At 70.5% G+C, this 23,258-nt stretch carries 21 protein-coding genes and 1 tRNA gene; 10 read left to right on the top strand and 12 right to left on the bottom strand.

The features are described from left to right. The first annotated feature begins 83 nt into the window (after positions 1 to 83). The 4 genes from ACTJI1_RS07145 to ACTJI1_RS07130 all read left to right on the top strand — a co-directional run bounded on the left by ACTJI1_RS07145 (position 84) and on the right by ACTJI1_RS07130 (position 2,825). Positions 84 to 584 (top strand): NfeD family protein, encoded by a 501-nt coding sequence (locus ACTJI1_RS07145; RefSeq protein ID WP_310129381.1) that lies wholly within the window; start codon positions 84 to 86, stop codon positions 582 to 584. Then, entirely contained in the window at positions 581 to 1,585 is a 1,005-nt protein-coding gene (locus tag ACTJI1_RS07140; RefSeq protein ID WP_440742051.1) for an SPFH domain-containing protein, read from the top strand. The genes ACTJI1_RS07145 and ACTJI1_RS07140 overlap by 4 nt, the downstream gene beginning before the upstream one ends. Next, a complete protein-coding gene (locus ACTJI1_RS07135) occupies positions 1,582 to 2,331 on the top strand; it encodes a glycerophosphodiester phosphodiesterase family protein (protein WP_440742050.1) in 750 nt (249 codons plus the stop codon). The genes ACTJI1_RS07140 and ACTJI1_RS07135 overlap by 4 nt, the downstream gene beginning before the upstream one ends. A 122-nt stretch (positions 2,332 to 2,453) precedes the next feature. Continuing rightward, a complete protein-coding gene (locus ACTJI1_RS07130) occupies positions 2,454 to 2,825 on the top strand; it encodes an RNA polymerase-binding protein RbpA (RefSeq protein WP_310129385.1) in 372 nt (123 codons plus the stop codon). 48 nt (positions 2,826 to 2,873) lie between these two features. On the opposite strand, the gene lnt is transcribed toward ACTJI1_RS07130, so the two are convergent. From lnt to ACTJI1_RS07080, 10 genes are all read right to left on the bottom strand, one after another. Then, a complete protein-coding gene (gene lnt / locus ACTJI1_RS07125) occupies positions 2,874 to 4,457 on the bottom strand; it encodes an apolipoprotein N-acyltransferase (protein WP_440742049.1) in 1,584 nt (527 codons plus the stop codon). A 72-nt stretch (positions 4,458 to 4,529) separates the two neighbouring features. Next, a complete protein-coding gene (locus tag ACTJI1_RS07120; RefSeq protein ID WP_440742048.1) occupies positions 4,530 to 6,962 on the bottom strand; it encodes a DEAD/DEAH box helicase in 2,433 nt (810 codons plus the stop codon). Between the two features lie 21 nt (positions 6,963 to 6,983). Further along, positions 6,984 to 7,736: a twin-arginine translocase subunit TatC gene (gene tatC, locus ACTJI1_RS07115; protein WP_310129390.1), complete on the bottom strand. Its 753-nt coding sequence runs from the start codon at positions 7,734 to 7,736 to the stop codon at positions 6,984 to 6,986. A gap of 43 nt (positions 7,737 to 7,779) precedes the next feature. Then, entirely contained in the window at positions 7,780 to 8,103 is a 324-nt protein-coding gene (gene tatA / locus ACTJI1_RS07110; RefSeq protein WP_440742047.1) for a Sec-independent protein translocase subunit TatA, read from the bottom strand. A 4-nt stretch (positions 8,104 to 8,107) separates the two neighbouring features. Beyond that, complete coding sequence (locus tag ACTJI1_RS07105; protein ID WP_440742046.1) at positions 8,108 to 8,467, bottom strand: hypothetical protein; 360 nt, start codon at positions 8,465 to 8,467, stop codon at positions 8,108 to 8,110. Positions 8,468 to 8,476: 9 nt separating this feature from the next. Beyond that, complete coding sequence (locus ACTJI1_RS07100) at positions 8,477 to 9,472, bottom strand: helix-turn-helix transcriptional regulator (protein WP_310129395.1); 996 nt, start codon at positions 9,470 to 9,472, stop codon at positions 8,477 to 8,479. Then, positions 9,465 to 10,568: a helix-turn-helix transcriptional regulator gene (locus tag ACTJI1_RS07095; RefSeq protein WP_440742045.1), complete on the bottom strand. Its 1,104-nt coding sequence runs from the start codon at positions 10,566 to 10,568 to the stop codon at positions 9,465 to 9,467. Before ACTJI1_RS07095 ends, ACTJI1_RS07100 begins: the two co-directional genes overlap by 8 nt. A gap of 21 nt (positions 10,569 to 10,589) precedes the next feature. Beyond that, complete coding sequence (locus ACTJI1_RS07090; RefSeq protein WP_440742044.1) at positions 10,590 to 11,507, bottom strand: FKBP-type peptidyl-prolyl cis-trans isomerase; 918 nt, start codon at positions 11,505 to 11,507, stop codon at positions 10,590 to 10,592. 40 nt (positions 11,508 to 11,547) lie between these two features. Beyond that, the gene (locus ACTJI1_RS07085) at positions 11,548 to 12,588 is read right to left on the bottom strand and encodes a tRNA (adenine-N1)-methyltransferase (RefSeq protein WP_310129399.1); all 1,041 of its coding nucleotides are present in this window, start codon (positions 12,586 to 12,588) and stop codon (positions 11,548 to 11,550) included. Further along, the gene (locus tag ACTJI1_RS07080) at positions 12,585 to 13,325 is read right to left on the bottom strand and encodes an HAD family hydrolase (RefSeq protein ID WP_440742043.1); all 741 of its coding nucleotides are present in this window, start codon (positions 13,323 to 13,325) and stop codon (positions 12,585 to 12,587) included. Before ACTJI1_RS07080 ends, ACTJI1_RS07085 begins: the two co-directional genes overlap by 4 nt. A gap of 87 nt (positions 13,326 to 13,412) precedes the next feature. Between ACTJI1_RS07080 and ACTJI1_RS07075 the strand changes: the two genes are divergently transcribed. Continuing rightward, positions 13,413 to 14,360: a proteasome assembly chaperone family protein gene (locus ACTJI1_RS07075; protein WP_310129402.1), complete on the top strand. Its 948-nt coding sequence runs from the start codon at positions 13,413 to 13,415 to the stop codon at positions 14,358 to 14,360. A 27-nt stretch (positions 14,361 to 14,387) separates the two neighbouring features. On the opposite strand, the gene ACTJI1_RS07070 is transcribed toward ACTJI1_RS07075, so the two are convergent. Next, complete coding sequence (locus ACTJI1_RS07070; RefSeq protein ID WP_440742042.1) at positions 14,388 to 15,251, bottom strand: undecaprenyl-diphosphate phosphatase; 864 nt, start codon at positions 15,249 to 15,251, stop codon at positions 14,388 to 14,390. A 46-nt stretch (positions 15,252 to 15,297) separates the two neighbouring features. Next, entirely contained in the window at positions 15,298 to 16,617 is a 1,320-nt protein-coding gene (locus ACTJI1_RS07065; RefSeq protein WP_440742041.1) for a M20/M25/M40 family metallo-hydrolase, read from the bottom strand. A gap of 131 nt (positions 16,618 to 16,748) precedes the next feature. Here ACTJI1_RS07065 and ACTJI1_RS07060 point away from each other — a divergent pair. The 5 genes from ACTJI1_RS07060 to ACTJI1_RS07040 all read left to right on the top strand — a co-directional run bounded on the left by ACTJI1_RS07060 (position 16,749) and on the right by ACTJI1_RS07040 (position 23,254). Beyond that, positions 16,749 to 16,833, top strand: a tRNA-Leu gene (locus ACTJI1_RS07060). Positions 16,834 to 16,943: 110 nt separating this feature from the next. Next, positions 16,944 to 17,909: a cation diffusion facilitator family transporter gene (locus ACTJI1_RS07055; protein WP_440742040.1), complete on the top strand. Its 966-nt coding sequence runs from the start codon at positions 16,944 to 16,946 to the stop codon at positions 17,907 to 17,909. 57 nt (positions 17,910 to 17,966) lie between these two features. Continuing rightward, positions 17,967 to 18,968: a helix-turn-helix transcriptional regulator gene (locus ACTJI1_RS07050; protein WP_440742039.1), complete on the top strand. Its 1,002-nt coding sequence runs from the start codon at positions 17,967 to 17,969 to the stop codon at positions 18,966 to 18,968. A gap of 10 nt (positions 18,969 to 18,978) precedes the next feature. Beyond that, the gene (locus ACTJI1_RS07045; protein WP_440742038.1) at positions 18,979 to 20,067 is read left to right on the top strand and encodes a VIT1/CCC1 transporter family protein; all 1,089 of its coding nucleotides are present in this window, start codon (positions 18,979 to 18,981) and stop codon (positions 20,065 to 20,067) included. Positions 20,068 to 20,200: 133 nt separating this feature from the next. Continuing rightward, positions 20,201 to 23,254, top strand: coding sequence for a hypothetical protein (locus tag ACTJI1_RS07040; RefSeq protein WP_440742037.1), 3,054 nt, complete (start codon positions 20,201 to 20,203; stop codon positions 23,252 to 23,254). The last annotated feature ends 4 nt before the right edge of the window (positions 23,255 to 23,258 follow it).

Here is a 23,258-nt window from a genome sequence, read left to right as displayed (position 1 = left end):
TGCATCCTGAGACTACCAAGTGGGTCGGATCCGCCGCCGGTGCGTCCTGGTACGGTCATATCAAGCAGTGAAAGGGGGACGCCATGGACATCGCATCCTTCGCCTGGATCGTGTGGCTGGTCCTCATCCTCGTGTTCGTCATCATCGAGATGCTGAGCCTCGATTTCGTCTTCCTCATGATGGCCATCGGCAGCCTCGGCGGGCTCCTCTCCGGTCTGTTCGGAGCGCCCTGGTGGCTGCAGCTGATCATCGCCGCCGTGCTGTCCGTCGTGCTGATCTTCTTCATCCGGCCGCCCCTCCTGCATGCGCTGAAGCGCGGCGGAGACCCGGCGAAGAGCAACGTCGACCGGCTGATCGGGATGGGCGGCGTCGTCGTCTCCACCGTCACCCGCGCCACGGGCCTCGTGAAGCTGCAGGTCGGCGAGACGTGGACCGCGCGGCTCGACTCCCCCGACGGCTCCCGAACGGAGCTCGTGCCGGGCGAACAGGTCGTCGTGGTCTCGATCGAGGGGGCCACCGCCGTCGTCGCCCCCGCACCGGTCTCCGCTGGAACCGACGGCATTACCGAGAGGATCGCGCCGTGACCGATTCGACCCAGCTCGTCGTGACCATCGTCGTGAGCGTGATCGTCCTGATCATCGCGATCTTCGTGCTGGTCACGCTGTTCCGGGCGATCCGCATCATCCCGCAGGCCCGCGCCGGAGTGGTGGAGCGGCTCGGCCGGTACCACAAGACGCTCATGCCGGGGCTCAATGTGGTCGTGCCGTTCATCGACAAGGTCCGCCCGCTCATCGACATGCGCGAGCAGGTGGTGTCGTTCCCGCCGCAGCCGGTGATCACCGAGGACAACCTGGTCGTGTCGATCGACACGGTCGTCTACTTCCAGGTCAACGACGCGCGCGCCGCGACCTACGAGATCGCCAACTACCTCGGCGCCGTCGAGCAGCTCACCACCACCACGCTCCGCAACGTGGTCGGCGGGCTGAACCTCGAAGAGGCGCTGACCAGCCGCGACAACATCAACGGACAGCTGCGCGTCGTCCTCGACGAGGCCACCGGCAAGTGGGGCATCCGGGTGGCGCGCGTCGAGCTCAAGGCGATCGAGCCGCCCCTCTCCATCCAGGACTCGATGGAGAAGCAGATGCGCGCCGAGCGGGACCGCCGTGCGGTGATCCTGACCGCCGAGGGCACCAAGCAGTCCGAGATCCTGAACGCGGAAGGTCTGCGGCAGGCGGCGATCCTGAAGGCGGAGGGCGACGCGAAGGCCGCCGTGCTACGCGCCGAGGGCGAGGCGCAGGCCATCACCACGGTGTTCGGGGCCATCCACAAGGGGAACCCGGACAACCTCCTGCTCGCCTACCAGTACCTTCAGACGCTTCCGAAGCTCGCCGACGGCCCCGCGAACAAGCTGTGGATCATCCCGAGCGAGCTCACCGAGGCCCTCAAGGGCATCGGCACCGCGTTCGCGCCCGGTGCGGCGCCTGCGGCCGGTGCGCCGACGGCGGCGGCCGCGGCGACCGCGGCGACCGCAGACGCCGGGCCCATCGCACCGACGGAATCGCCCGCTCCCCCGCCCGGATCGTGAGCTTCCTCGACGGCAGGCCGCCGCGCGTCATCGCGCATCGCGGCCTGGCACTCGACGCGCCGGAGAACACGCTCCTGGCGTTCCTCCGCGCGCTCAACGCGGGCGCGACGCACCTCGAGACGGACATCCACGCGTCCGCCGACGGCGTCGCGGTCATCGCCCACGACCCGGACCTCTCCCGGGTCGCCGGACGCAACGTCCAGGTTGCGCAGCTGACGCTCTCCGAGCTCCGCCGCATCGATCTCGGTCACGGCCAGAGCTTCTGCTCGCTCGCCGAGGCGCTCGAGGCGTTCCCCGCCGCGCGCTTCAACATCGACGTCAAGGATGCGCGTGCCGCCGCCTCCGCGGTGGAGGCCATCCGCGCGGCCCGCGCCACCGACCGCGTGCTCATCACCAGCTTCGCCGCCGACCGGCGGAAGGCCGTCGCCGATCAGCTGCCCGGCGTCGCCTGCTCCCCCGCCGTCTCCGAGTTCCTGCCGGTGATCGCCGGCGCCAAGCTCGGCCTCTCGGCCCTCGTGCGCCGCTCGCTCGCCCCGTTCGCCGCGGTCCAGGTGCCCGAGCGGCGCGGACCTCTGCGCATCGTGACCCCGCGGACGGTGGAGCGCATCCATGCCGCTGGAGCAGAGGTGCACGTGTGGACGGTGAACGAGCCCGGCGACATGATCCGCCTGCTCGACGCCGGCGTCGACGGCATCGTGACCGACCGCTGCGACGTGCTCCGCCGGGCGGTCGACGCCCGCCGCTGAACGCGCCGCCGCGGCGCCGGTGACTCTGTGAGGGCACTGGGAGAAACGGCGCCCCGGAAAGATAATCCCCAGCTTGACGGTTTATAACTGTGAGGATTCGCGCACAGAGGAGAGACCACACAATGGCAGATCGAAGCTTGCGCGGTATGAGACTCGGCGCCCAGAGCTTACAGAGCGAAGAAGGCGTCGTCTACTCTCCGCGTTCCCGTTACACCTACCTGTGTTCTGCCTGCGGCAAGGACACCGAGGTGGTGTTCTCGGCCGAGGCCGAGGCCCCCGACACCTGGGAGTGCAAGCACTGCGGGCATGAGGCCCTTCTGCTCGTCGGTGACACCCCCGTCGAGGTCGACCACTCGGACGTCAAGACGCCGCGCAGCCACTGGGACATGCTGCTCGAGCGCCGCACCCGCGCCGAACTGGAGGAGCTCCTCGAGGAGCGCCTGCAGTACCTGCGGGCGCGCCGGGGAACCAGCGAGCACAAGCACAGCGCCTGACATCAGCAGGCGGAGGCCGTTCTCACCGTCGAGGTGAGGACGGCCTTTTCATGTCCGCTGCGTGCGCCGCGGCTCCTGCAGCGGAACGAGAGGCAGCAGTGACGGGTTCCGTCGGCCCACAAACGCGGCGAACAGCCCGAACAGGCCCAGCCCCGCGACCAGGAACTCGATCCCCCGGCTGAGCAGCGTCGCCGGGGTGGTCGTCGTCCCGAGAGGCACGTCCGCGACCATGTGACCCGGCTTGAACGGCGCGATGGAGCTGATCGTGCTCCCGTCCGGCCCGATGATCTGGCTGCTGCCGACCGTGGAGATGTTGACCAGCGACCGGCCGGACTCGATCGCCCGCAGCCGGGCGATGGCGAGCTGCTGCTGGTTCTCGTCCGTCTCACCGAAGTCGGCGTTGTTCGTCTGCGCCAGGATCACCTGCGCTCCCCCGCGCATCATGTCGGTCAGCAGCTGGTCGTCCACGATGTCGAAACAGATCGAGATGCCCGCGCGCACTCCGCCCACGTCGAACACGTTGTCCCGGGTCCCCGGCGTGTAGTCGCGGCCGATCAAATCGATCAGCGACGGCGCGAACGGCCGCCAGAACGCCCGGTCCGGCACGTACTCCCCGAACGGCACCGGGTGCTTCTTGTCGTAGTAGTCGACGGCGCCGCGCCCGGCCTCCCACTGCAGCGACGTGTTGTACAGCTTGTCGTCGCGCTGCGTGATCGTGCCGACGATGAACGGCGCCTTGTAGAGCCGCCCGAGCGCATCCAGAGCCTCCGCCGTCTGGGGATCGCGGGTGGGATCCGGCAGCGCGGACCCCTCCGGCCACACGACCATGTCGACGCGGTTCGCGCCGGTGCGCTCCTTCGCCGGGATCTGCAGAGTCTCGGTGACCTGCGTGTCGAAGACGGCGCCCTCCGGCGCGTTGTCGAAGTACCCGGCGGGGCCGTTCCCCTGCACCGCCGCGATCCGCGTGGTCCCGTGCGTCGTCGCCGGCCAGGCGGGCACCGCGAAGACCAGTGCGACCGCGATCCCGGCGAGCAGGGCGCGGGATGCCGAGCGCATCTCCACGGTGAAGGGCGACTCCACCAGGAGGGCGACCAGCCACACCATCACGAAGCTGACGCCCGAGATCCCCAGCCACGCGACCATCGGCGCGAGCGGGCTGGTCGACTGCGACTCGGCGACGCGCCCCCACGAGAAGCCGCCGTACGGCCACGTGCCGGTCACGAACTCCCGCAGCACCCAGAGGCCGCCGATCACCACGGGCAGCAGGCCGAGCCGCCCGAGCATCGTCGGGAACGCCCGCGGCACCCAGCGGTACGCGAGGGTCAGCAGGACGCCGCCCGCGCCCCAGAACAGCGCCTCCAAGACCGACAGCGCGACCCAGGGCACCGGTCCGAGATAGAGGGCCGTCCAGGCGACGTGCACGAGGTAGAACGAGACGCCCGCGACGAAGCCGACGAGGAAGCCCGAGCCGGCACGGCGTCCCCGCTGGGCCAGCAGCACCATGGCGATGCCGACGAACGTGAGCGGCCACACATCCTTGTCCGGGAAACCGGCGTCCAGCACAGGGCCTGCAGCCGCCGCCAGCAGCACCGCGAGCCAGAGCGGAAGCGGGGCTCGGGAGGGGGTGCGCACGAAGGGAGAGCCTAAAGCATCCGGATGTGGCGGCGGCTCAGGAACTACCGGGGCGTCGCGGCGCCGCGTCGCTCAGGCGACGGACGAGTAGGCGACGATCCCGCGGCGGATCGACTCGAGCGCCTGGCGGGCGACGCGGCCCACGTTCCCCTGCGCCACCAGCGACAACTGGTCGAGCAGGTCGATCGTCTGCTTGGCCCAGCGGACGAAGTCGCCGGCGGCCATGTCGGCCTCGGTCAGCACCGCATCCAGCCCGGAGCCGCGGGACCACATCCACATCGCGAGCGAGATCGCGGTCGACGGCGGTTCGCTGCCGGGAAGCCGGTTCTCCTGCTCGAGATCGTCGAGGCGGCTCCACAACGTGGTGGTCTTCTCCAGCGCCGGCCGGAAGGCGCCGCGCGGCAGCGTGCGCTCGCTCGCGAGCCCCTCGTCGCGGCGCGGTTCGAAGACGAGCGCGCAGGCCATCGCAGCGAGGCCCGGCGCGTCGAGGTCCTCCCAGACGTTGCGGCGCAGGCATTCCGCGACCAGCAGGTCACGCTCGCCGTAGATGCGCTTCAGCGTGCGACCGTGCACCGTCAGCACGGTCTCGCCGTCCTCGTCGGCCAGGTAGCCGAGCTCGAGGAGGACGTCGGAGACGCGGTCGAAGACCTTCGCCACCGCTCCGGTCCGCGACTGGATCTGCGACCGCAGGCGATCGGTGTCGCGCTTCAGCTTCCACCAGCGCTCCGCCCAGCGGGCGTGCTGCTCCCGCTCGGTGCAGCGGTGGCAGGGGTGGTCCTTCATCCGCTTGCGCAGAGCCGCGAGCTGCTGCTGGCGCTGCTCCCGCTCGCGGTTCGACGCGTTCTCGATGCGCGATCCCTTGCGCTCCAGGTCGGTGAGCTCGCGGCGGATGCTGAAGTACTCGCGGAAGTCGCCGAGGTGGCAGGCCATGGCCTCCTCGTACCCGGCGAGGGACTGCTCCTGCTGCATCGCCTTGCGCGCCAGGTCGACCACGGCGCGGTCGGCCTGGAACTGCGCGAACGACGACTCCAGGATCTCGCGCGTGCGCGGCCGCCCGAACTGATCGATCAGGTTGACCGCCATGTTGTACGTCGGACGGAAGCTGGAGTTCAGCGGGTAGCTGCGGCGGGAGGCGAGCGACGCCACCGACTGCGGATCGAGCCCGTCCTCCCACTGGATGACGGAGTGACCTTCGACGTCGATGCCGCGGCGGCCGGCACGGCCGGTGAGCTGCGTGTACTCCCCCGGCGTGATCGGGACGCGCGCCTCCCCGTTGAACTTCTCCAGCTTCTCCAGCACCACCGTGCGGGCGGGCATGTTGATGCCGAGGGCGAGGGTCTCCGTCGCGAAGACCACCTTCACGAGCTTCCGGCGGAACAGCTCCTCGACGACCTCCTTGAAGGCCGGCAGCAGCCCGGCGTGGTGGGCGGCGACGCCGCGCTCCAGGCCCTCGAGCCACTCCCAGTAGCCGAGCACAGCAAGGTCCTCGTCGAGCAGCGTGCGACAGCGCTCCTCCACGATCTCGCGGATCTCATCGCGCTCGTGCTTCTCGGTGAGCCGGACCCCCGCGCGCAGCACCTGCTTCACCGCGGCGTCGCAGCCGTTGCGGCTGAAGATGAAGAAGATGGCGGGCAGCAGGTTGCGGTCATCCAGCAGTGCGACCAGGTCCGCGCGGTTCATCCGGAAGCTGTCGGGGCGGCCGCCCTTCGAGTGGTACCGCCCGACGTCGCGCATCTGCCGGCTGCTCAGTACCCGGCCGCCGTAGCGGGCCATCTGCACGAGCTCGGGGTTCACCCGGTTCGTCGCCGCCAGACCCGACGAGTCGAACAGGTCGATCAGCTTCGAGCGCATCAGGATGTGCTGCTCCAGCGGCACCGGGCGCTCCTCGGACACGACGACGTCCGTGTCGCCGCGCACCGCCTGCAGCCAGTCGCCGAACTCCTCGGCGTTCGAGACCGTGGCGCTGAGCGACACCATCCGCACCTCCGACGGCAGGTGGATGATGACCTCCTCCCACACGGCCCCGCGGAAGCGGTCGGCCAGGTAGTGCACCTCGTCCATGACGACGTAGGCGAGGTCGGTGAGCAGGTCCGAGTCGGCGTACAGCATGTTGCGCAGCACCTCGGTCGTCATCACGACGATCCGGGCGCGCGAGTTGATGTTGGTGTCGCCGGTGAGGAGGCCGACCGACTCGGGGCCGTACGCTTCGACGAACTCCTGGAACTTCTGGTTGCTCAGCGCCTTCATCGGCGTCGTGTAGAACACCTTGGCGTTCGCCTCGCGCATGGCGAGGAACACCGCGAACTCCGCGACGATCGTCTTACCCGCGCCGGTCGGCGCCGCGACGAGCACGCTGCGGCCGCGTTCGAGCGAGGCGCACGCCTCACGCTGGAACGGGTCCAGATCGAACCGGAGCCCTTCGCGGAAGGTCTCGAGCAGGGGCTGGCGGGCCCGGTCGCGGGAGGCGGCGTACCGCTCCGCCGGCGAGAGCGTCTGGTCGGTCACACGACCAGCCTATGCCTCCGATCAGGCGGCGAGTTCGGCTTCGAGCCGCAGCTGGTTCTTCGCCGCGCGCCGGTCGTGCAGCCAGGCGACGCCGTACGCGGCGAAGTAGAGCGCCACCATCGGGATCGCCAGAAGGAACATCGAGAGGACGTCCGCCGCGGGCGTCGCGATGGCCGTGAAGAGAGCGATCAGGATGAGCGCCCAGCGCCACGAGGCGATGATCGACTTCGCGCTGAGCACGCCGACGAAGTTGAGAAGCACCAGGAACACCGGCAGGACGAACGCGATGCCGACGGCGATGACGAGCTTCAGGATGAAGTCGAAGTACGTCTTCGCGCCGATGATCGCCGAGTCCGCCTCCGGGGCGAAGCTCGTGAGGAGGCTGACGATGTGCGGCACGAGCAGCCAGCCGCACACGCCGCCGGCCACGAAAAGCGGCACGGCGGTGAAGAAGAAGCCGAAACCGTACTTCTTCTCCTTCCGCGTCATCGCGGGGACGAAGAACGCCCAGATCTGGTAGAGCCAGACCGGGCTGGAGATGATGGCGCCGATCGTGATGGCGACCTGCATCTTCAGGTCGAAGGCGCCGGTGATGCTGTCGTAGTTGAGCATCGCCTCACGGCCCTGCTGCGTCGCGATCGCCGTGATCGGGCCGCGCATCGCATTCATCACGTAGTCGCTGAGGAACCAGCCGACGACGGAACCGACCAGGAGGGCCAGAGCCGAGCGGAAGAGGCGTTTGCGAAGCTCGATGAAATGCTCGGCGAGCGTCATCCGTCCTTCGCGGTTCGAGCCTCGCTTCGTGGAGGCCACCGGACTAGGACTTCGGGTTGGGCTCGGTCGAAGGGTCGACCGGGGTGACCGTCGGCGCCACCGGAGCCTGCGCCACCGGAGCCTGCGCGACCGGGTTGGCCGCGGCGGTGTTCTGCGCGGCGGTGTTCTGTGCGGTGGTGTTCTGCGCGGAGCCGTCGGCCGGCTGGTCGGACTTGCCGTCCTTCTTGAGCTCGTCGACCTCGCCCTTGAAGATGCGCATCGACTGGCCGATGCTCTTGGCGAGCGCGGGGAGCTTCGGCGCACCGAACAGCAGCAGGATCACGGCGAGGATGATGAGCAGATGCCATCCGGTCAGTCCTGCGAACATGAGATCAGGTCCTTCTCAAAAGGTGGGCGAAGCGATCCGGAACCGTAGCCGGATCCACATCGACCAGTAGTCTACCGCGTCGGACCCGGGCGTCCCTGCGAGCTTGCCGCGCATAGGCGCGCTCGGTGAGGTGCTGCTCGCGCTCCGCCCGCAGCACGTCCACGTCGGCGAGTACCGCCGGTTCGAAGGTGTCGTGGAGCTCCTCGGCCCGCTGCGACAGCACCTCGGCCTTGTCCATCAGCGCGGCCGCCTCCCGTCCTGCGGCGACCACCTTGCGAAAGAGCGACCAGGCGAAGTACGCGAGCTCGCCGAGCAGACCGAGCACGAGCACGGTCCAGATCACGAGCCACGACCACCAGGGCATGCCGACAGCCTAGCGGCCGGGTTCCGCGGCGTCGCGGTAGCGCTCCACCCCGGCCCGGGCCCACCCCGCGACGACCTGACGCGCTTCCGGCGGGTCGAGCACGGTGAGCACGCCGGAGAGGCCGGCGACCAGTCGCTTGAGTCCGTGGAAGTGCGCGACCCGCAGGCTCGTGCGGATGACGCCCCCGCGCTCCTGACGCTCCGCGCCTTCGGGGATGTAGTCCTCGATCAGCGGGATGGCGGATGCGGAGACCTCCACCGTCACCAGCAGGTCCTCCGGCGTGCCGGTGAACAGCGTCTCCGGCAGCTTCACGTCGCCCGGGCGGTAGGTGATCGGCTCCGTCGTGGCGACGAGGTCGTCGATCCGGTCGAGGCGGAAGGTGCGGATCGCTGTGCGCAGATGGTCCCATCCGCGCAGGTACCAGTCCTGGTCGACGGACTCGATCCGCAGCGGGTCGACGCGCCGGCGCTCTCGCTCACCACGGGAGCTGAGGTAGTCGAACTCGACCTGCACGCCCGCGAGGACCGCATCCCGGATCGTCGCCAGCGCCTCGTCGGTCTCGGATCGCGCGACGGCGAGCTGGCTCGGTGCGGCGGACGCGCCGCGCGCCAGCTTGGCCATCAGCGAGCCGATCGCGTCGCGGTCGGCGTTCTCGGGGAGCGCCGTGAGGTACTGCAGCCCGGCGATCAGGGCCGCCGCCTCCCGGGCCGAGAACCGCGGGGAGTCGTCGATGGCGACCTGGTGGGTGAGGACGATCTGGTCGTTCTCCTCGAAGTCGTCCCAGGCGATGTCGAAGAGGTCGCCCGGCTGGTACGCGTTCGTCTCACCGGGGATGCCCGAGACGGCGATCAGGCGGACGGCGTCGCGCAACTGGTCCTGCTCCACGCCGAAGTGCTCGGCCGCCTCGGCGACGCTGACGCGGTCGCGGTCCATCAGGTACGGCACGAGGGCGAGCAGGAAGGCGAGCTTGTCCTGCGCCTGCATCGGTTTCCGCCGTTCAGCCATCGGCGCGCTCCCCCGTCGCTGCACCTTCGTCTGCGGCGCCGGAATGTGCGGCGCCGGAGCTCGTGGCGCCGGCGTGAGCGTCGACCACCGCCTCCAACCGCTGCAGCACCTGCTCCCGCAGCTCCTGCGGCGCCAGCACCAGCACCTCGGGGCCGAAGGAGGCCAGCTGGTCGGCCAGGATGTTGCTGTCCGAGAAGTTCACGGTGAGCCGCACGGGCTCGCCGTCGGCCCCCACCGGGACGGCGTCACCGTAGCGCTTACCGAGCCGGGTCGCCGCATCCGTGCCGGCCGTGACCTCGATCTCGGCGACGTTCGACTCCCAGATCCGCTCCAGCTCGAGGAGGGCGCGCTCGGCGAACGCCTCGCCGCCGACGCGGTACTGCTCGGGGTCGAAGACCCGCGAGGTGAGCTTCACCGGACCGACGACGCGCGACAGCAGGAAGGTGCGCGACTCGAGCGCATCCTGATCGATGCCCTGGAGGTGCCAGCGGCCCTGGTGCTGCACCAGCGCGAGCGGCGCGACGGTGCGCTGCCGGGACGCGCTCTCGCCGGGCTTCAGGTACGGGAACTGCACCATGACGTGGCGCTCCAGCGCCTGGCTGAATGGCTCGAACGCCGCCTCGCGCACCCGCAGCCGCGGTGCGTAGCCGACTACCGGGTCGTCCGCTTCGACTCCCAGGGAGCGGAGCTTCATCAGCGCGCGCCGGGATTCGCCCGACAGCGACCCCTCGCGCCACACCGCCGCGGCGAGACCGAGCAGCGTCAGCTCCTCCGGCGAGAAGCTCACATCGGACGGGAGGTCGTATGCCCCTTTGGGAATGCGATAGCGCAGCAGCTGATTGTTGCCGGACGCCTCGGGCGCCTCCACCGTCTCGAGCGGGACGCCGAGCTCGCGGATGTCATCCTTGTCGCGCTCGAACTGCCGTTCCAGGCTGCTGTTGTCGCCGTGCGGCTCATACCGCTGGCGGTAGCCCTGCACGGTCGAGAGGATCTCGCTCTTGGTCAGGCCGTTCTCCGTCGCGAGCAACGCCAGCACGAGGCTGAACAGACGCTCCTCGACGGGGACGCGCGCGGGCGAGACGGGTGAACGGGACACCCGTCCATCCTAGTCCGCGGGTCAGCGCACCCCGAGGATGTCGACCACCCAGGCGGCGGCCGGAACCTGGCCCTCGGCGGGCGCGTTGATGACGACCTGCGAGCCGACCTTCTTGCCGACCAGTTGATCCAGCACGCCCTGCGGCAGCGCCTGGTTGAGCTGGCTCTGGCCGCTCTTGATCGACACCAGGTCGGGCGAACCCGACTGCCAGCTCGAGAAGACGACGTTCTTGTTCTCCCAGCCCACGGCCGTGTACTGGAGGATGACGATGGAGTCCTTCTTGACGGACGCGCCGTCGCCGGACTTCAGCTCCTCGGTGCGGACCGTCTTCGGCGCGCCGCCGGCCGACGGGATGGTGATGCCCGGCTGCCCGGTCGGGGCGAGCACGACGGTCGGGAAGCCGTTCTGCGAGGGACGGACGGCGCCGTCCGCCTTCGGGAGGTACGCCTTCATGATGTCGACGACGATGATGCCGGACGTCGTCGCGCCGCTGCCGCCGGCGTCCTTCGGCGAGACGACGACCGCGACCCGCGAGCCGACGGGCGCGCACTGCAGGCCCTTGCTCAGCGCCTCGTTGCCCGAGCCGAGCGCGAGCGGGTACGTGTCGCCGCTGCCGTAGGAGGTCTGCTGCACCTCTCCCGTCGCACCGTCGAGGATCGTGTACTGGATCTCGACGACCTGGCCGCGCTGGACCTTCTCGCCGGTGCCCTCGGTGATGATGGTGCGCTCCGACTTCGTGGTGTCGAGCGGCGTCGGAACGGTGATCTTCGGCTTCGAGCCGATCTTCCCGGTCGCCTCGACGAGGTTCGACGCGTTGCCCGTGGGCAGTGCGGAGCCGCAGTCGGCGTTCGGGTTGGTCGAGCATCCGGTCAGCGCGACGGCCACCAGAGCGGCGGCGGCCACGATCGCGGACGTTCTTCCGATGGTCACTCTGCGCACGGGTTCTCTTTCGATCGGGGCTGGGAGCAGCCCATTCATGCTAGCCGACGCCCGGAGCGTCCTCGTCCGCGTCGCCTGAGGGTTCGTGCACGGTCGCGGTGTCGCGCGACTTCGCGAGATCGGCGCTCGCGGCCGCTTCGCGCATCCGCTTCCGCAGGCTCTTGGGGCTCGACTCCCGCTCCCCCAGCGCGCCGGGGGTCCAGGCCTCGACATCCGCGTCCGAGTAGTCGGACTTGGAGGGCCGGCGCTTGAGCTCCGGCAGAACGGTTCCCGGTGCGAGGCGGCGCGCGGTGATCAGGAAGCCCGTGTGCGCGATCATGCGGTGGTCCGGGCGCACGGCCAGGCCCTCCACGTGCCAGCCGCGGACCATCGTCTCGTTCGACTGCGGGTGCGTGTAGTCGCCGGAGGCGCGGATCGCCTCGGCGACGCGCGACAGCTGGGTGACGGTCGCGACGTAGCAGATCACGACGCCGCCGGGCTTGAGGGCGTCGGTGACCGCGTCCAGCGTCTCCCACGGGGCGAGCATGTCGAGGACCACGCGGTCCACGGTGCCGGGCTCGACCGCCGCCGGGAGCGCATCCTGCAGGTCGCCGACGGTGAGCGTCCAGTTCTCCGGGTCGCCGCCCAGGAAGGTCGCGGCGTTGCCGCGTGCGACGTCGGCGAACTCCTCCCGGCGCTCGAACGAGAGCAGGCGTCCCTCGGGGCCGATGGCGCGCAGCAGCCACAGCGACAGGGCGCCGGAGCCGACACCCGCCTCCACCACGGTGGCCCCGGGGAAGATGTCCGCCAGCGCCAGGATCTGCGCCGCGTCCTTCGGGTAGACGATCGCGGCGCCGCGCGGCATGGACATCACGAAGTCGGTGAGCAGCGGCCGCAGCGCCAGGTGCTCGACCCCCGCGTTGTTCGTGACGACCGAGCCGTCCGGGAGGCCGATGATGGCGTCGTGCTCCAGCACCCCGCGGTGGCTGTGGAACAGCTTGCCCGGCTCGAGGGTGATCGTGTTCATGCGGCCCTTGGGGCCCGTCAGCTGCACGCGGTCGCCCGCGCGGAACGGGCCGGAGCTGCGTCGGCTCTCGTTCATCGGGTCTCCCCCTCGCGGCGCGCGCGGGCGACGGCGACGACGTCGTCCGCGGTGCGTCCCTTCAGCGACTCCCACAGCGTGTGCTCGTCGGACTCGGGCAGAGGCACGATGTGCGGCACCCCGATGGTGGCGGCACCCGACGAGACGGCGGAGGCCAGGCCGACCAGCGAGTCCTCGATGGCGACGGTGTCGCGCGGCTCGACGCCGAGCAGGCGGGCGGCGCGGAGGTACGGCTCGGGCGCCGGCTTCGGCTCCTCCACCTCGTCGCCGCTGACGATGACGTCGAAGGCGTCGAACGGGATGTGGCCGACGATCTGCTCCGCCATCCGGCGGACGGACATGGTGACCAGGGCGGTCGGGATGCCCCGCTGACGCAACGACTCGAGCAGCTCGCGGGCGCCGGGCCGCCACGGCACGCCCTCCTCGTCGAGCTTCTGCTGCACCCGATCGGTCAGCCAGTGGACGATCTCATCGGCCTCCATCGCCACACCGCGCGAGCGGAGGATCTCCGCCGAGTTCCAGAGACCGAGCCCCACCAGCAGCAGGCCGTCCTCGTGCGTCCACGTGCCGCCGAACGAGCCGACGAGCTCCTGCTCGGAGGCCATCCAGTAGGGCTCGGTGTCGACGAGGGTGCCGTCCATGTCCCACAGCACGGCGGCGGGGAGGACGGCGGCGGACGAGCCGGCGGTCTCGCGGTCGAGAGGGGCCTGTTCGCTGCGGGGGGAAGACGCGGTCACAACGGGCAAGTCTATCCGGAGAGGGGCGGGCCTATTCTTGAGGGATGGCGCCCCGACCGGACGCCGGGAAGGACGAGGGACGACTTCGTGACTGACGGACAGAACATCCTCGGAGGCCGCATCCTGGTGGTGGCGTTCGAAGGCTGGAACGACGCCGGCGAGGCGGCCAGCGGCGCGGTGAAGACGCTCAAGGAGCAGCTCGACGTGGTCCCCATCGCCGAGGTCGACCCCGAGCTCTACTTCGACTTCCAGTTCAACCGGCCCGTGGTGACCGACGACGACGGGCGCAGGCGCCTGATCTGGCCGTCCGCGGTGGTCTACGGCCCCTCCCTCCCCGGGCACATCGGCGAAGACCTCGCGGGCGACGCCGAGCTGACGGTCACCGGCGACAACGCCGGCAACATCTTCCTGCTGCTCGGCACCGAGCCCTCCCGCAGCTGGCGCAGCTTCACGGCCGAGATCATGGATGTGGCGCTCGCCGCCGACATCGGAGCGGTCGTCTTCCTCGGCGCGATGCTCGCCGACGTTCCGCACACCCGCCCGATCTCCGTCTTCGCGTCGAGTGAGAACGCGGCCGTCCGGGCCGAGCTCGGCGTCGAGCGCTCCAGCTACGAGGGGCCGGTCGGCATCCTGAGCGCGCTGGCCGAAGGCGCCGAGGACGTGGGCATCCCCACGATCATGATCTGGGCGTCCGTGCCCCACTACGTGCACAACGCCCCGAGCCCGAAGGCGGTGCTCGCGCTGATCGACAAGCTCGAGGAGCTCGTCGACGTGACCATCCCGCGCGGCACCCTCGTGGACGAGGCCGCCGCCTGGGAGTCGGGGATCGACGCGCTCGCCGCGGACGACGAGGAGATGGCCTCCTACATCCAGCAGCTCGAGCAGGCGCGCGACACCGTGGACTCCCCCGAGGCGAGCGGCGAGGCGATCGCGCAGGAGTTCGAGCGCTACCTGCGCCGGCGCGGGGACGGCCGGGACGGCGGTCGCGACGGCGGCACCGCCGGGCGAGGGCCGGACGACCCGCGGCGCGGCTAGCGCTCGGTCACCGGTGGCCGGTAGCCGCTAGGCCTGCAGCACGCCCGTGGCGAGCAGGATCATCAGCAGCACGCCGAGCACGATGCGGTAGATCACGAAGGGCAGGAAGCTGCGCCGCGAGATGTAGCCCATGAAGAACGCGATCACGAGCAGCCCGACGACGAAGGCGACGACGGTCGCGGCCGCGGTCTCGAGCGGACCGAAGACCTCGGGGGTGCACGTCCCGGCGCTCGCGAGCGCCTGGGTGCAGGGCTCCTTGACCGCCTTGTACAGCTGGTAGAACCCGCTGCCGAAGACCGCCGGCAGCGCCAGCAGGAACGAGTACCGCGCGGCGGCACGCCGCTGGTAGCCCATGAAGAGTCCCGCCGTGATCGTGCCGCCGGAGCGCGAGACGCCCGGGATGAGGGCGAGGGCCTGCGCGAGGCCGAAGATGATGCCGTCGAGCCAGGTCAGTTCGCGCAGCCGCTTGGTCTTCGCACCCACCCAATCGGCGATGCCGAGCAGGATGCCGAAGACGATCAGCGTCGTGGCGACCAGCCAGAGCGAGCGGAAGACCGTCTCGATCTGGTTCTGGAAGAGCAGCCCCAGCACCACGATCGGGATGCTGCCGATGATGACGAGCCACCCCATCCGTGCGTCGGGGTCGTTGCGCGGGATGCGACCGAACAGGGCGCGGAACCACTGCGCGATGATGCGCGTGATGTCCTTCCAGAAGTACAGCAGGACGGCCGCCTCGGTGCCCAGCTGGATGATGGCGGTGAAGCGGGCGCCCGGGTCGGCGCCCGTGCCGAGCAGCTCTCCCACGATGCGGATGTGCGCCGACGACGAGATCGGGAGGAACTCGGTGAGCCCCTGCACGAAGCCGAGGATGAGCGCGTTGATGAAGTCCAAGAGTCGGTGTCCTGTTCCGGAGGGGCGTTCTGGCGGGTAGCGCGGCTCAGTAGGAGCGCAGCAGGTCGCGGAGCACGGTCCTCCCGAACACTAGCGCGTCGAGCGGCACCCGCTCGTCGACGCCGTGGAACATGCCGGGGAAGTCGAGCTCGGCCGGAAGTCTCAGCGGCGCGAAGCCGTACCCGGTGATCCCGAGCGTGCTGAGCGCCTTGTTGTCCGTGCCGCCGGAGAGGAGGTACGGCAGCACCGGTGCTCCCGGATCGTGACGCCGCAGCGTGCCCGTGATGGCGTCGACCAGACCGCCGCCGAACTCCGCCTCCAGGCCGATGTCACGGTGCATGACCTCGATCTCCACGTCCTCGCCGATCAACTCGCGCACCCGCGCGAGCACTATGTCCTCGTCGCCCGGAAGAGTGCGGATGTCGATCAGCGCCTCCGCCGTGTCGGGGATCACGTTGTGTTTGTACCCGGCCTCGAGGAGCGTGGGGTTCGTCGTCGCGCGCAGCGTCGCCAGGATGAAGCCCGCCGCGGTGCCGGTGCGCAGCACGACCTCGTCGGGTCCGACGCGCTCCGGGTCGACGTCGAGCAGGCGGCCGAGCTCGTCGATCAGGCGGGTGGTCGTCGCGGTCAGCTGGACCGGCCAGTCCTCGCGACCCAGCGCGACGACCGCTTCGGCGAGCTTGGTGATCGCGTTGTCGCGGATCAGGCGCGAGCCGTGCGCCGCCCGCCCCCGCGCGATCAGCTTGATCCAGACCAGGGACTTCTCGCCGGTCTGCAGCAGGTAGGCGCGCCGCCCGGCCAGGTCGATCGAGTACCCGCCGACCTCGCTGATCGCCTCCGTCGCGCCCTCGAACAGCTCGGGGTGCGTGTCGACCAGGTAGTGGGAGCCGCGGCGGCCTCCGTCCTCCTCGTCCGCGAAGAAGGCGACGACCAGGTCGCGCGCCGGACGCTCGCCGGCGGCCAGGATGTCGCCGACCGCGGTCAGGATCATTGCATCCATGTTCTTCATGTCGACCGCGCCGCGGCCCCAGAGCAGTCCGTCGCGGATCTCGCCGCCGAACGGGTCGACCGTCCAGTTGCGCGGGTCGGCGGGCACGACGTCGAGGTGACCGTGCACCACCAGCGCCGGCTTCGACGGGTCAGCGCCCTCGACGCGGGCGATGACGCTGGCGCGACCGGGATCGGACTCGAAGACCTGCGGTGCGAGCCCCATCTCGACGAGCTTCGCCTCGAGGTACTCCGCCGCGTCGGCCTCGCCGTTCGAACGGCCCTCGCCGTAGTTGGTGGTGTCGAAACGGATGAGGTCACGGGCGATGATCGCGGTCTCGTCGAGGCCGGACCCGGAGGCGCGGAGTTCGTCGGTCATCCCCCAACGCTACCGGGCGATCACGGCCCCCGCCCCGCCACGCCCGGGGTGTGTGGACAAGTGCTGCCGCTGGGGAAAACCGTGCTATCGTCTTTCTTCGGCAGCCGGACGAGTCCGGAAGCCGTCCACCTGTCCGGGTGGCGGAAATGGCAGACGCGCTAGCTTGAGGTGCTAGTGCCCGTATAGGGCGTGGGGGTTCAAGTCCCCCCTCGGACACAGAAGAGCAGAACACAGTAGAGAAGGCCCCGGTCGCGAGACCGGGGCCTTCCGCTTTTTCGCCACCTCGTCCGGGAGCGCCGCTCCCCGTCCGGGACTATGGTGTCGCTGTGTCCCGCAGCAAACGGTCCTCCTCCAGCCTGTTCACCGTGCTGCTCGCCTTCGCGGCGAACATCCTGGTCGCCATCGCGAAGACCATCGCCGCCGTGCTCACCGGCTCCGCGTCGCTCGTCGCCGAGGCGGCCCACTCCTGGGCGGACGCCGGCAACGAGGTCTTCCTCATCCAGGCCGAGCGCTCGGCGGCCAGGCCGCGCGACTCCGCCCATCCGGGAGGCTACGGCCGCGACTCGTACGTCTGGAGCCTGTTCGCCGCCGTCGGGCTGTTCACGGCGGGAGCGGTGGTGTCGATCATGCACGGCGTCCAGGCGCTGTCGTCGAAGGAGGAGGACACCGACTACCTGGTCGGCTACCTGGTGCTCGCCGCGGCGTTCGTCTTCGAGGGCATCTCGTTCATCCAGTCGTACCGCCAGGCCCACGCGAAGGCGTCCTCCAGCGGAACGGGGACGTTCGAGCACGTGCTCCGCACCTCCAACCCGACCCTGCGCGCGGTGTTCGCCGAGGACTCGGCGGCCCTCATCGGGCTCGTCATCGCATTCTTCGGGCTGCTGCTCCACGAGCTCACCGGCAACGGGTTCTGGGACGCGCTGGGGTCCATCCTCATCGGCGTCCTCCTCGCCGTCGTCGCCGTCGTGCTGATCGAGCGCAACCGACGGTTCCTCCTGGGCGAGCCGGGGTCCGACCGGGCCTGGCAGACCGCGCTCGGGATGCTGCTGGAGCATCCCGAGGTCGAGAAGGTCACCTATCTGCACCTGGAGTACGTCGGGCCCGAGCGGTTCTACCTCGTCGCGGCGGTCGACCTCGTGGGCGACGACCGGGAGTCCGACGTCGCCGCGGATCTGGAGCGGGTGGAGGCCGAGGTCGAGGAGTCCCCCTGGGTGACCGAGGCGGTGCTGACGCTGTCACGCCCCGGAGCACCCGCGCTGCACCTCGAGGCTGTGCCCGAATCGGCGGACTGAACCGCTATTGCGGTCATAGCGGCCAGCTTCCGACCGCTTGCCGTGCACAATCGAAGTATGGCAAGCACCGGTACGCGAGCGCTTCAGCTCCTCTCCCTGCTCCAGACCCATCGCTACTGGCCCGGTCAGGAGCTCGCCGACAAGCTCGGCGTCTCCCCGCGCACCCTACGGCGCGACGTGGAGAGACTGCGCGACCTCGGCTACCCCGTCGACGCGACGCGCGGCGTCGCCGGCGGCTACCAGCTGGCCGCGGGCGCCTCCCTGCCGCCGCTCGTGGTCGACGACGATGAAGCGGTGGCCCTGGCGGTCGGGCTCCGCACCGCGGCGCAGAGCGGGATCGCCGGTGTCGACGAGGCGTCCGTCCGCGCCCTCGCCAAGATCGTCCAGGTCATGCCGCCCAAGCTCCGGCGGCGGGTGGATGCGCTGCGCACGACGACCCTGTCGACCGCACTGGGCCCGGCGCCGACCGCCGACGCCGCCATTCTCACCGCGCTCGCGCAGGCGTGCCGCGACGAGGAGCGGATCGAGTTCGCCTACGTCGCGCGCGATGGCCAGGCGTCCACGCGCGCCGTGGAGCCGCACCGTCTGGTGTCCATCGAGCGGCGCTGGTACCTCGTCGCCTACGACCTGACCCGCTTCGACTGGCGCAGCTTCCGGCTCGACCGGATCGCGGAGCCCCGGCCGACCGGCACCCGCTTCCGTCCGCGCGCCCTGCCGGCCGAGGATGCGGCCGAGTACGTCCGTGAATCGCTCCACAATGTCGTCGAGCCCCTGGTCGTGGAGGCGGTGGTGGAAGCGCCCTATGATCGCGTCCTCGAGGTGCTCGGCCGCTGGTCGACCGTCGAGGACAACGGCGACGGCACCTGCGCCGTCCGCATCACCGCGGACAGTTCCGACTGGGCGCTGTTCGGCCTGGCGGCGGTCGACGCCCCGTTCCGGATCGTCGGACCGGAGGAGGCCGTGCACGCCGCCGCCGAGTGGGGAGAGCGCTTCACGCGATCTGCGGCGGCGCTGGGAATCGAGGCCGTTCCCGGACCGGCCCCGGACGGCCCGCTCTAAACTGGAGGGGATGACGACCGCAGCACGCACCCCGAGCCCCGCCGACATCAAGAGGTGGCGACGCTACCTCGCCGACGAACGCGCGGAGGCCGCGGTGTACCGCGATCTCGCCAGCCGTCGCGAGGGCGAGGAGCGCGACATCCTGCTCTCCCTGGCGGAGGCGGAGCGGCGGCACGAGCAGCACTGGGTCGATCTCCTCGGCGAACAGGCCGGCCGGCCCCTGCGCGGCGACGTGCGCACCCGAATGCTGGGCTGGCTCGCGCGCCGCTTCGGCTCGGTCTTCGTGCTGGCGCTGGCGCAGCGCGCCGAAGCCCGCTCCCCCTATGCGTCCGACAGCGACGCGACGCCGCAGATGGCGGCCGACGAGCAGGTGCACGAGGAGGTCGTGCGCGCCCTGGCCGCGCGCGGCCGGCAGCGCCTGTCCGGCACGTTCCGGGCGGCCGTGTTCGGGGCGAACGACGGACTCGTCAGCAACCTCGCGCTGGTCCTCGGGGTCAGCGCCAGCGGCGTCCCGACGCACGTCGTGCTGCTGACCGGCATCTCCGGCCTGCTGGCGGGAGCACTGTCCATGGGCGCCGGCGAGTACGTCTCGGTGCGGTCCCAGCGCGAGCTGTTGGAGGCGTCCACCCCCAACCCGGCGACCGGCTCGGCGCTCCCCCACCTCGACGTGGATGCGAACGAGCTCACGCTCGTCTACCGGGCGCGCGGTATGACCCCCGACGAGGCGGCGTCACACGCCCGCGAGGTGCTCTCCAGCCTCCAGGCGGTCACCTCCCCGATCCCGATCGCTCCGGCCGCCGCCGACGACGAGCACGAGGCGATCGGCACCGGCTGGAACGCCGCGCTCTCGAGCTTCTGCTTCTTCGCGTCCGGCGCGCTCATCCCGATCCTGCCGTTCCTGTTCGGGCTCACCGGCACGGCCGCCATCATCGTCTCGGCCCTGCTCGTCGGCATCGTGCTGCTCGGGACGGGTGCCGTCGTCGGGCTCCTGTCGGGCGCGTCGCCGCTCAAGCGCGCGATCCGCCAGCTGCTCATCGGGTACGGGGCCGCAGCCGCCACGTATCTGCTCGGGCTGCTGTTCGGCGCGACCGTCGGCTGACCGGGGGCGGTTCAGCGGCGCCGCCGAAACATTGAATGCATAGGACCGCCACCCGCGTTATGCGACCGCATCCCCGTCGTCTTCGTTAAGCGGGGACACATCCGTCCCCGACGGCGGAGGGGCAGCACTCACCATGGCGCATCGACTCGGGCCCGCGGCGCGACGACCGCGCGCGTGGTGGGCAGCCGCGTGCCTGGTCCTGTGCGCCACCGTCGGAGTCGTCGCCGCTGCGCTGGTTGCGCCGCCTCCGCTCGCCGCCGCATCGACGACCGCGCTCTCCACCATCCAGGCCACGGGCACCGACACGGAAAACGGATCGAGGGCGGCCGCGCCGGATGCACCCGGCGGCCCGGCCACCGGCACTGCGCGGCCGGGAGACACGGTGTCGTGGGTCGTCGGCTACCAGAACAACAGCGATGCGCCCGCGGAGGTGTCGCTCACCGACGTGCTGACGCGGGCCGGAACGTACGTCCCCGGTTCACTGGTTCTCCCGCCCCCGTCGAATCCGGCCGGCGCGGTGACCCCGCAGTACTCGACGAACGGCGGCGTCTCGTGGGCGACGGGCGCCCCGCCGGCCGATGCGACCGGCGTCGGGTTCAAGGCGTCCGGCATGCTCCCCCGCACCCAGCAGGCGTCGCCCCCGTTCACGATCAGTCCTCCGGTCGACCTCCGTGTCGCGGGCGGCGACGCCTACAACGCGGTCGTCCACAACGGCAAGATCTACGCGATCTGGCACCACAGCTCGGGGGCGATCGTCTATTGCGCAACGCCCACCGGCGCGACGTGCCCGGGGTGGCCGACGTCGAGCAACGTCCAGAGCTGGTCGTCGACCACTGGGACGCCGATCGGCACGGACATCGTCTACCCCGGCAAGAGCGCCCAGCAGAACGGCACCTGGCTGGAGGGCACCCGACTGCACTGGTACATGGGGCCGGACGACAATTCGGGCGTCGTCATCGCCTGCCTCGACCTGGCGACCACGACCCCGACCAGCTGCGGCCTCTCGTCCGTCCCGATCGGCGCGACCACCAGCAACACCCAGGTCGCCGCGACGATCGGAGGAACGGGCCTCCCGGCATCCGACGGCAACACCTGGGCGAGTGCCGTCGGCTCCGGTTCCGCCTACCTGGTCTGCATCACGCCGAGTTCCGCGACCTGCGGGCAGGTCCGGCTGACGACCGGAGTCACCACCGCGAACGTCTACACGTCGGCGGTGTTCGGCGACCACGTATTCGCGAGCGTCCAGCAGACCAGCGCCGGCTCGTGGCAGACCTATTGCTACGACCTGGCGACGAAGGCGTTGTGCGCCGGCTCGTGGCCGGTGGCCACGTCCTCGTCCCTCGCCAAAGCGGGGACTCCGTTCGCTCCGCGGCTGTCGGCCACCGGCGCACTCAGCGGGATCTGCACGCTGGCGAACGGCACCGGCACGACCTCCGCCTGCTGGAGCCTCACCGGGGTGGCGCAGCCGACCAACCCCTACTCCGGGACGGGCGCCATCATCGGCGCCGGCGGCAACGGCTCGGGAGACGTCTACACGATCGGCACGAAGGTGTACGCGCCCGCCGGAGACGTCGTGACCTGCCTCGACTTCGGGCGCTACTCCGGGTCGGGCACGGTGCCCAGCTGCGCCGGCTTCACCAAGCCGGCGAACAGCAAGAACTACACCACGCGTCCCGCGACGTCGTTCACTCCGGACTGCCTCGTCGCGACCGGCGACGGCGGCCAGATCACCTTCTTCGACGCCGTCACCGGTGGAGCGTGCATCCCTCCGGCGACGACATCGGTGACGGTGAAGCCCGAGAGCTTCTACTGCGGCACGGGAGCCGCGTCGTTCCATCTCTGGCACGCCCTCAGCCTGTCCGGCCTCGACACGGCCGCGTACCGGACCGGGTCCGTGACGCTCAAGGATCAGAACGGATCCGTCATCCCGGGATGGCACGACCGGGCCCTGACCCTCAACGCCGGAGCGCTCGCCTGGGAGATCTCGGACATCCCACGGACGGTGACGCAGCTCACGGCGAGCGTCACCCTCAACGGCGTGACCGACATCGCCAACGTCCGCGGGGCCCAGATCGTCGTCGCCTGGTGGGGGGATCCGCCGCAGATGTGCTTCGCCACCACCGCGCCCGCGAGCACCTGCGACGACGCCGCGCCGCCGACGCTGTCGAACTCGGCGAGCGCCGTGACGACCTCGGCCGCCGGGTCGGACGCCCCGAGCGGCAACTCGAGCGGGGCCGCCGTCTTCCAGGTCAGGCAGGACCCCGCCCGGTGCTCGCTCGCCCTCACCAAGGCGTCCTCTGTGAAGGACGCGCGGCCCGGCGACCGCGTCGAGTACGAGATCCTCATCCGGAACACGGGTTCGCAGGCCTACGCGGAGGCCGTCGTGACCGACGACCTGAGCGATGTGCTCGCGGAGGCGACCCTGACAGACGACCAGCGGGCGACGACGGGGACGGTGACCTACGTGGCACCCACGCTGCGATGGACAGGCTCTCTGTCCCCGGGCGGGAGCGCGACGATCACGTACTCAGCTGGTGGAGACACGTGCGCCGGAGGGCTTCCTCCGGGATCCACGCCCGATCCCGGTCGTGGTGTCGAGGACGGACTCCGCGGTCGCGCTTCCGGACATCGCGAACACACAGCTCCCGGTCCCCGCCCTCCCCTTCACCGGCGGGCTGGGAACGGACACGCTGACCATCGCCGGAGGCGGCACGCTGGGCGCCGCGGGAGTGCTCGGCTCCTGCCTGCTGCTGAGACGGCGGCGAGCCGGATGAGCGAGCACTCGGAGGTGCGCTGCCGGCGGGTGGACGTTACACTCGTTCTCGAACATTTGTTCGAGTGGCGAGGTGAGCAGCATGACCGAGATCGACGAGGCGGTCGCCGTCTGGACGACCGACGAGGGTGTCCCCACGCGCCTGGTGTGGCGGTCCACCCGGTACCGCGTGTCGGACACGCCCACGGTCTGGGCGGAGGTGTGCGCCTGGTGGCGACCGTTCGGCGAGCATCGCTACACGATCGGGAGCCTGCCCCGGGAGATCGGCGGGTGGCGGTTCCAGGGCACGAGCGAAGACGGCGTGGCCCACGTGTTCGACGTCCGGCACGACGCCGTCGAGCGGTCGTGGCGGCTGGTCCGCGTGTTCGACTGAGGCGGGCGTGCCTCCCGCACCAGGCGCATCCGGTCGCATAGCCTC

This window comes from Leifsonia sp. 22587 (genome assembly GCF_052044215.1).
GTDB classification, from domain to species: domain Bacteria; phylum Actinomycetota; class Actinomycetes; order Actinomycetales; family Microbacteriaceae; genus Leifsonia; species Leifsonia shinshuensis_C.
The sequence above is the reverse complement of the archived record's forward strand: the minus strand, read 5'-3'. Positions and strand labels throughout refer to the sequence as shown.

What these genes read in the sequence shown, in the direction of transcription:
- ACTJI1_RS07105 (WP_440742046.1), bottom strand. Translation starts at nt 8,467, where the DNA reads ATGCCCTGGTGGTCGTGGCTCGTGATCTGGACCGTGCTCGTGCTCGGT.
- ACTJI1_RS07065 (WP_440742041.1), bottom strand. Translation starts at nt 16,617, where the DNA reads ATGACCGACGAACTCCGCGCCTCCGGGTCCGGCCTCGACGAGACCGCG.
- ACTJI1_RS07050 (WP_440742039.1), top strand. Translation starts at nt 17,967, where the DNA reads ATGGCAAGCACCGGTACGCGAGCGCTTCAGCTCCTCTCCCTGCTCCAG.
- ACTJI1_RS07040 (WP_440742037.1), top strand. Translation starts at nt 20,201, where the DNA reads ATGGCGCATCGACTCGGGCCCGCGGCGCGACGACCGCGCGCGTGGTGG.
- ACTJI1_RS07100 (WP_310129395.1), bottom strand. Translation starts at nt 9,472, where the DNA reads ATGGCTGAACGGCGGAAACCGATGCAGGCGCAGGACAAGCTCGCCTTC.
- ACTJI1_RS07130 (WP_310129385.1), top strand. Translation starts at nt 2,454, where the DNA reads ATGGCAGATCGAAGCTTGCGCGGTATGAGACTCGGCGCCCAGAGCTTA.
- tatA (WP_440742047.1), bottom strand. Translation starts at nt 8,103, where the DNA reads ATGTTCGCAGGACTGACCGGATGGCATCTGCTCATCATCCTCGCCGTG.
- ACTJI1_RS07085 (WP_310129399.1), bottom strand. Translation starts at nt 12,588, where the DNA reads ATGAACGAGAGCCGACGCAGCTCCGGCCCGTTCCGCGCGGGCGACCGC.
- ACTJI1_RS07045 (WP_440742038.1), top strand. Translation starts at nt 18,979, where the DNA reads ATGACGACCGCAGCACGCACCCCGAGCCCCGCCGACATCAAGAGGTGG.
- tatC (WP_310129390.1), bottom strand. Translation starts at nt 7,736, where the DNA reads ATGACGCTCGCCGAGCATTTCATCGAGCTTCGCAAACGCCTCTTCCGC.
- ACTJI1_RS07145 (WP_310129381.1), top strand. Translation starts at nt 84, where the DNA reads ATGGACATCGCATCCTTCGCCTGGATCGTGTGGCTGGTCCTCATCCTC.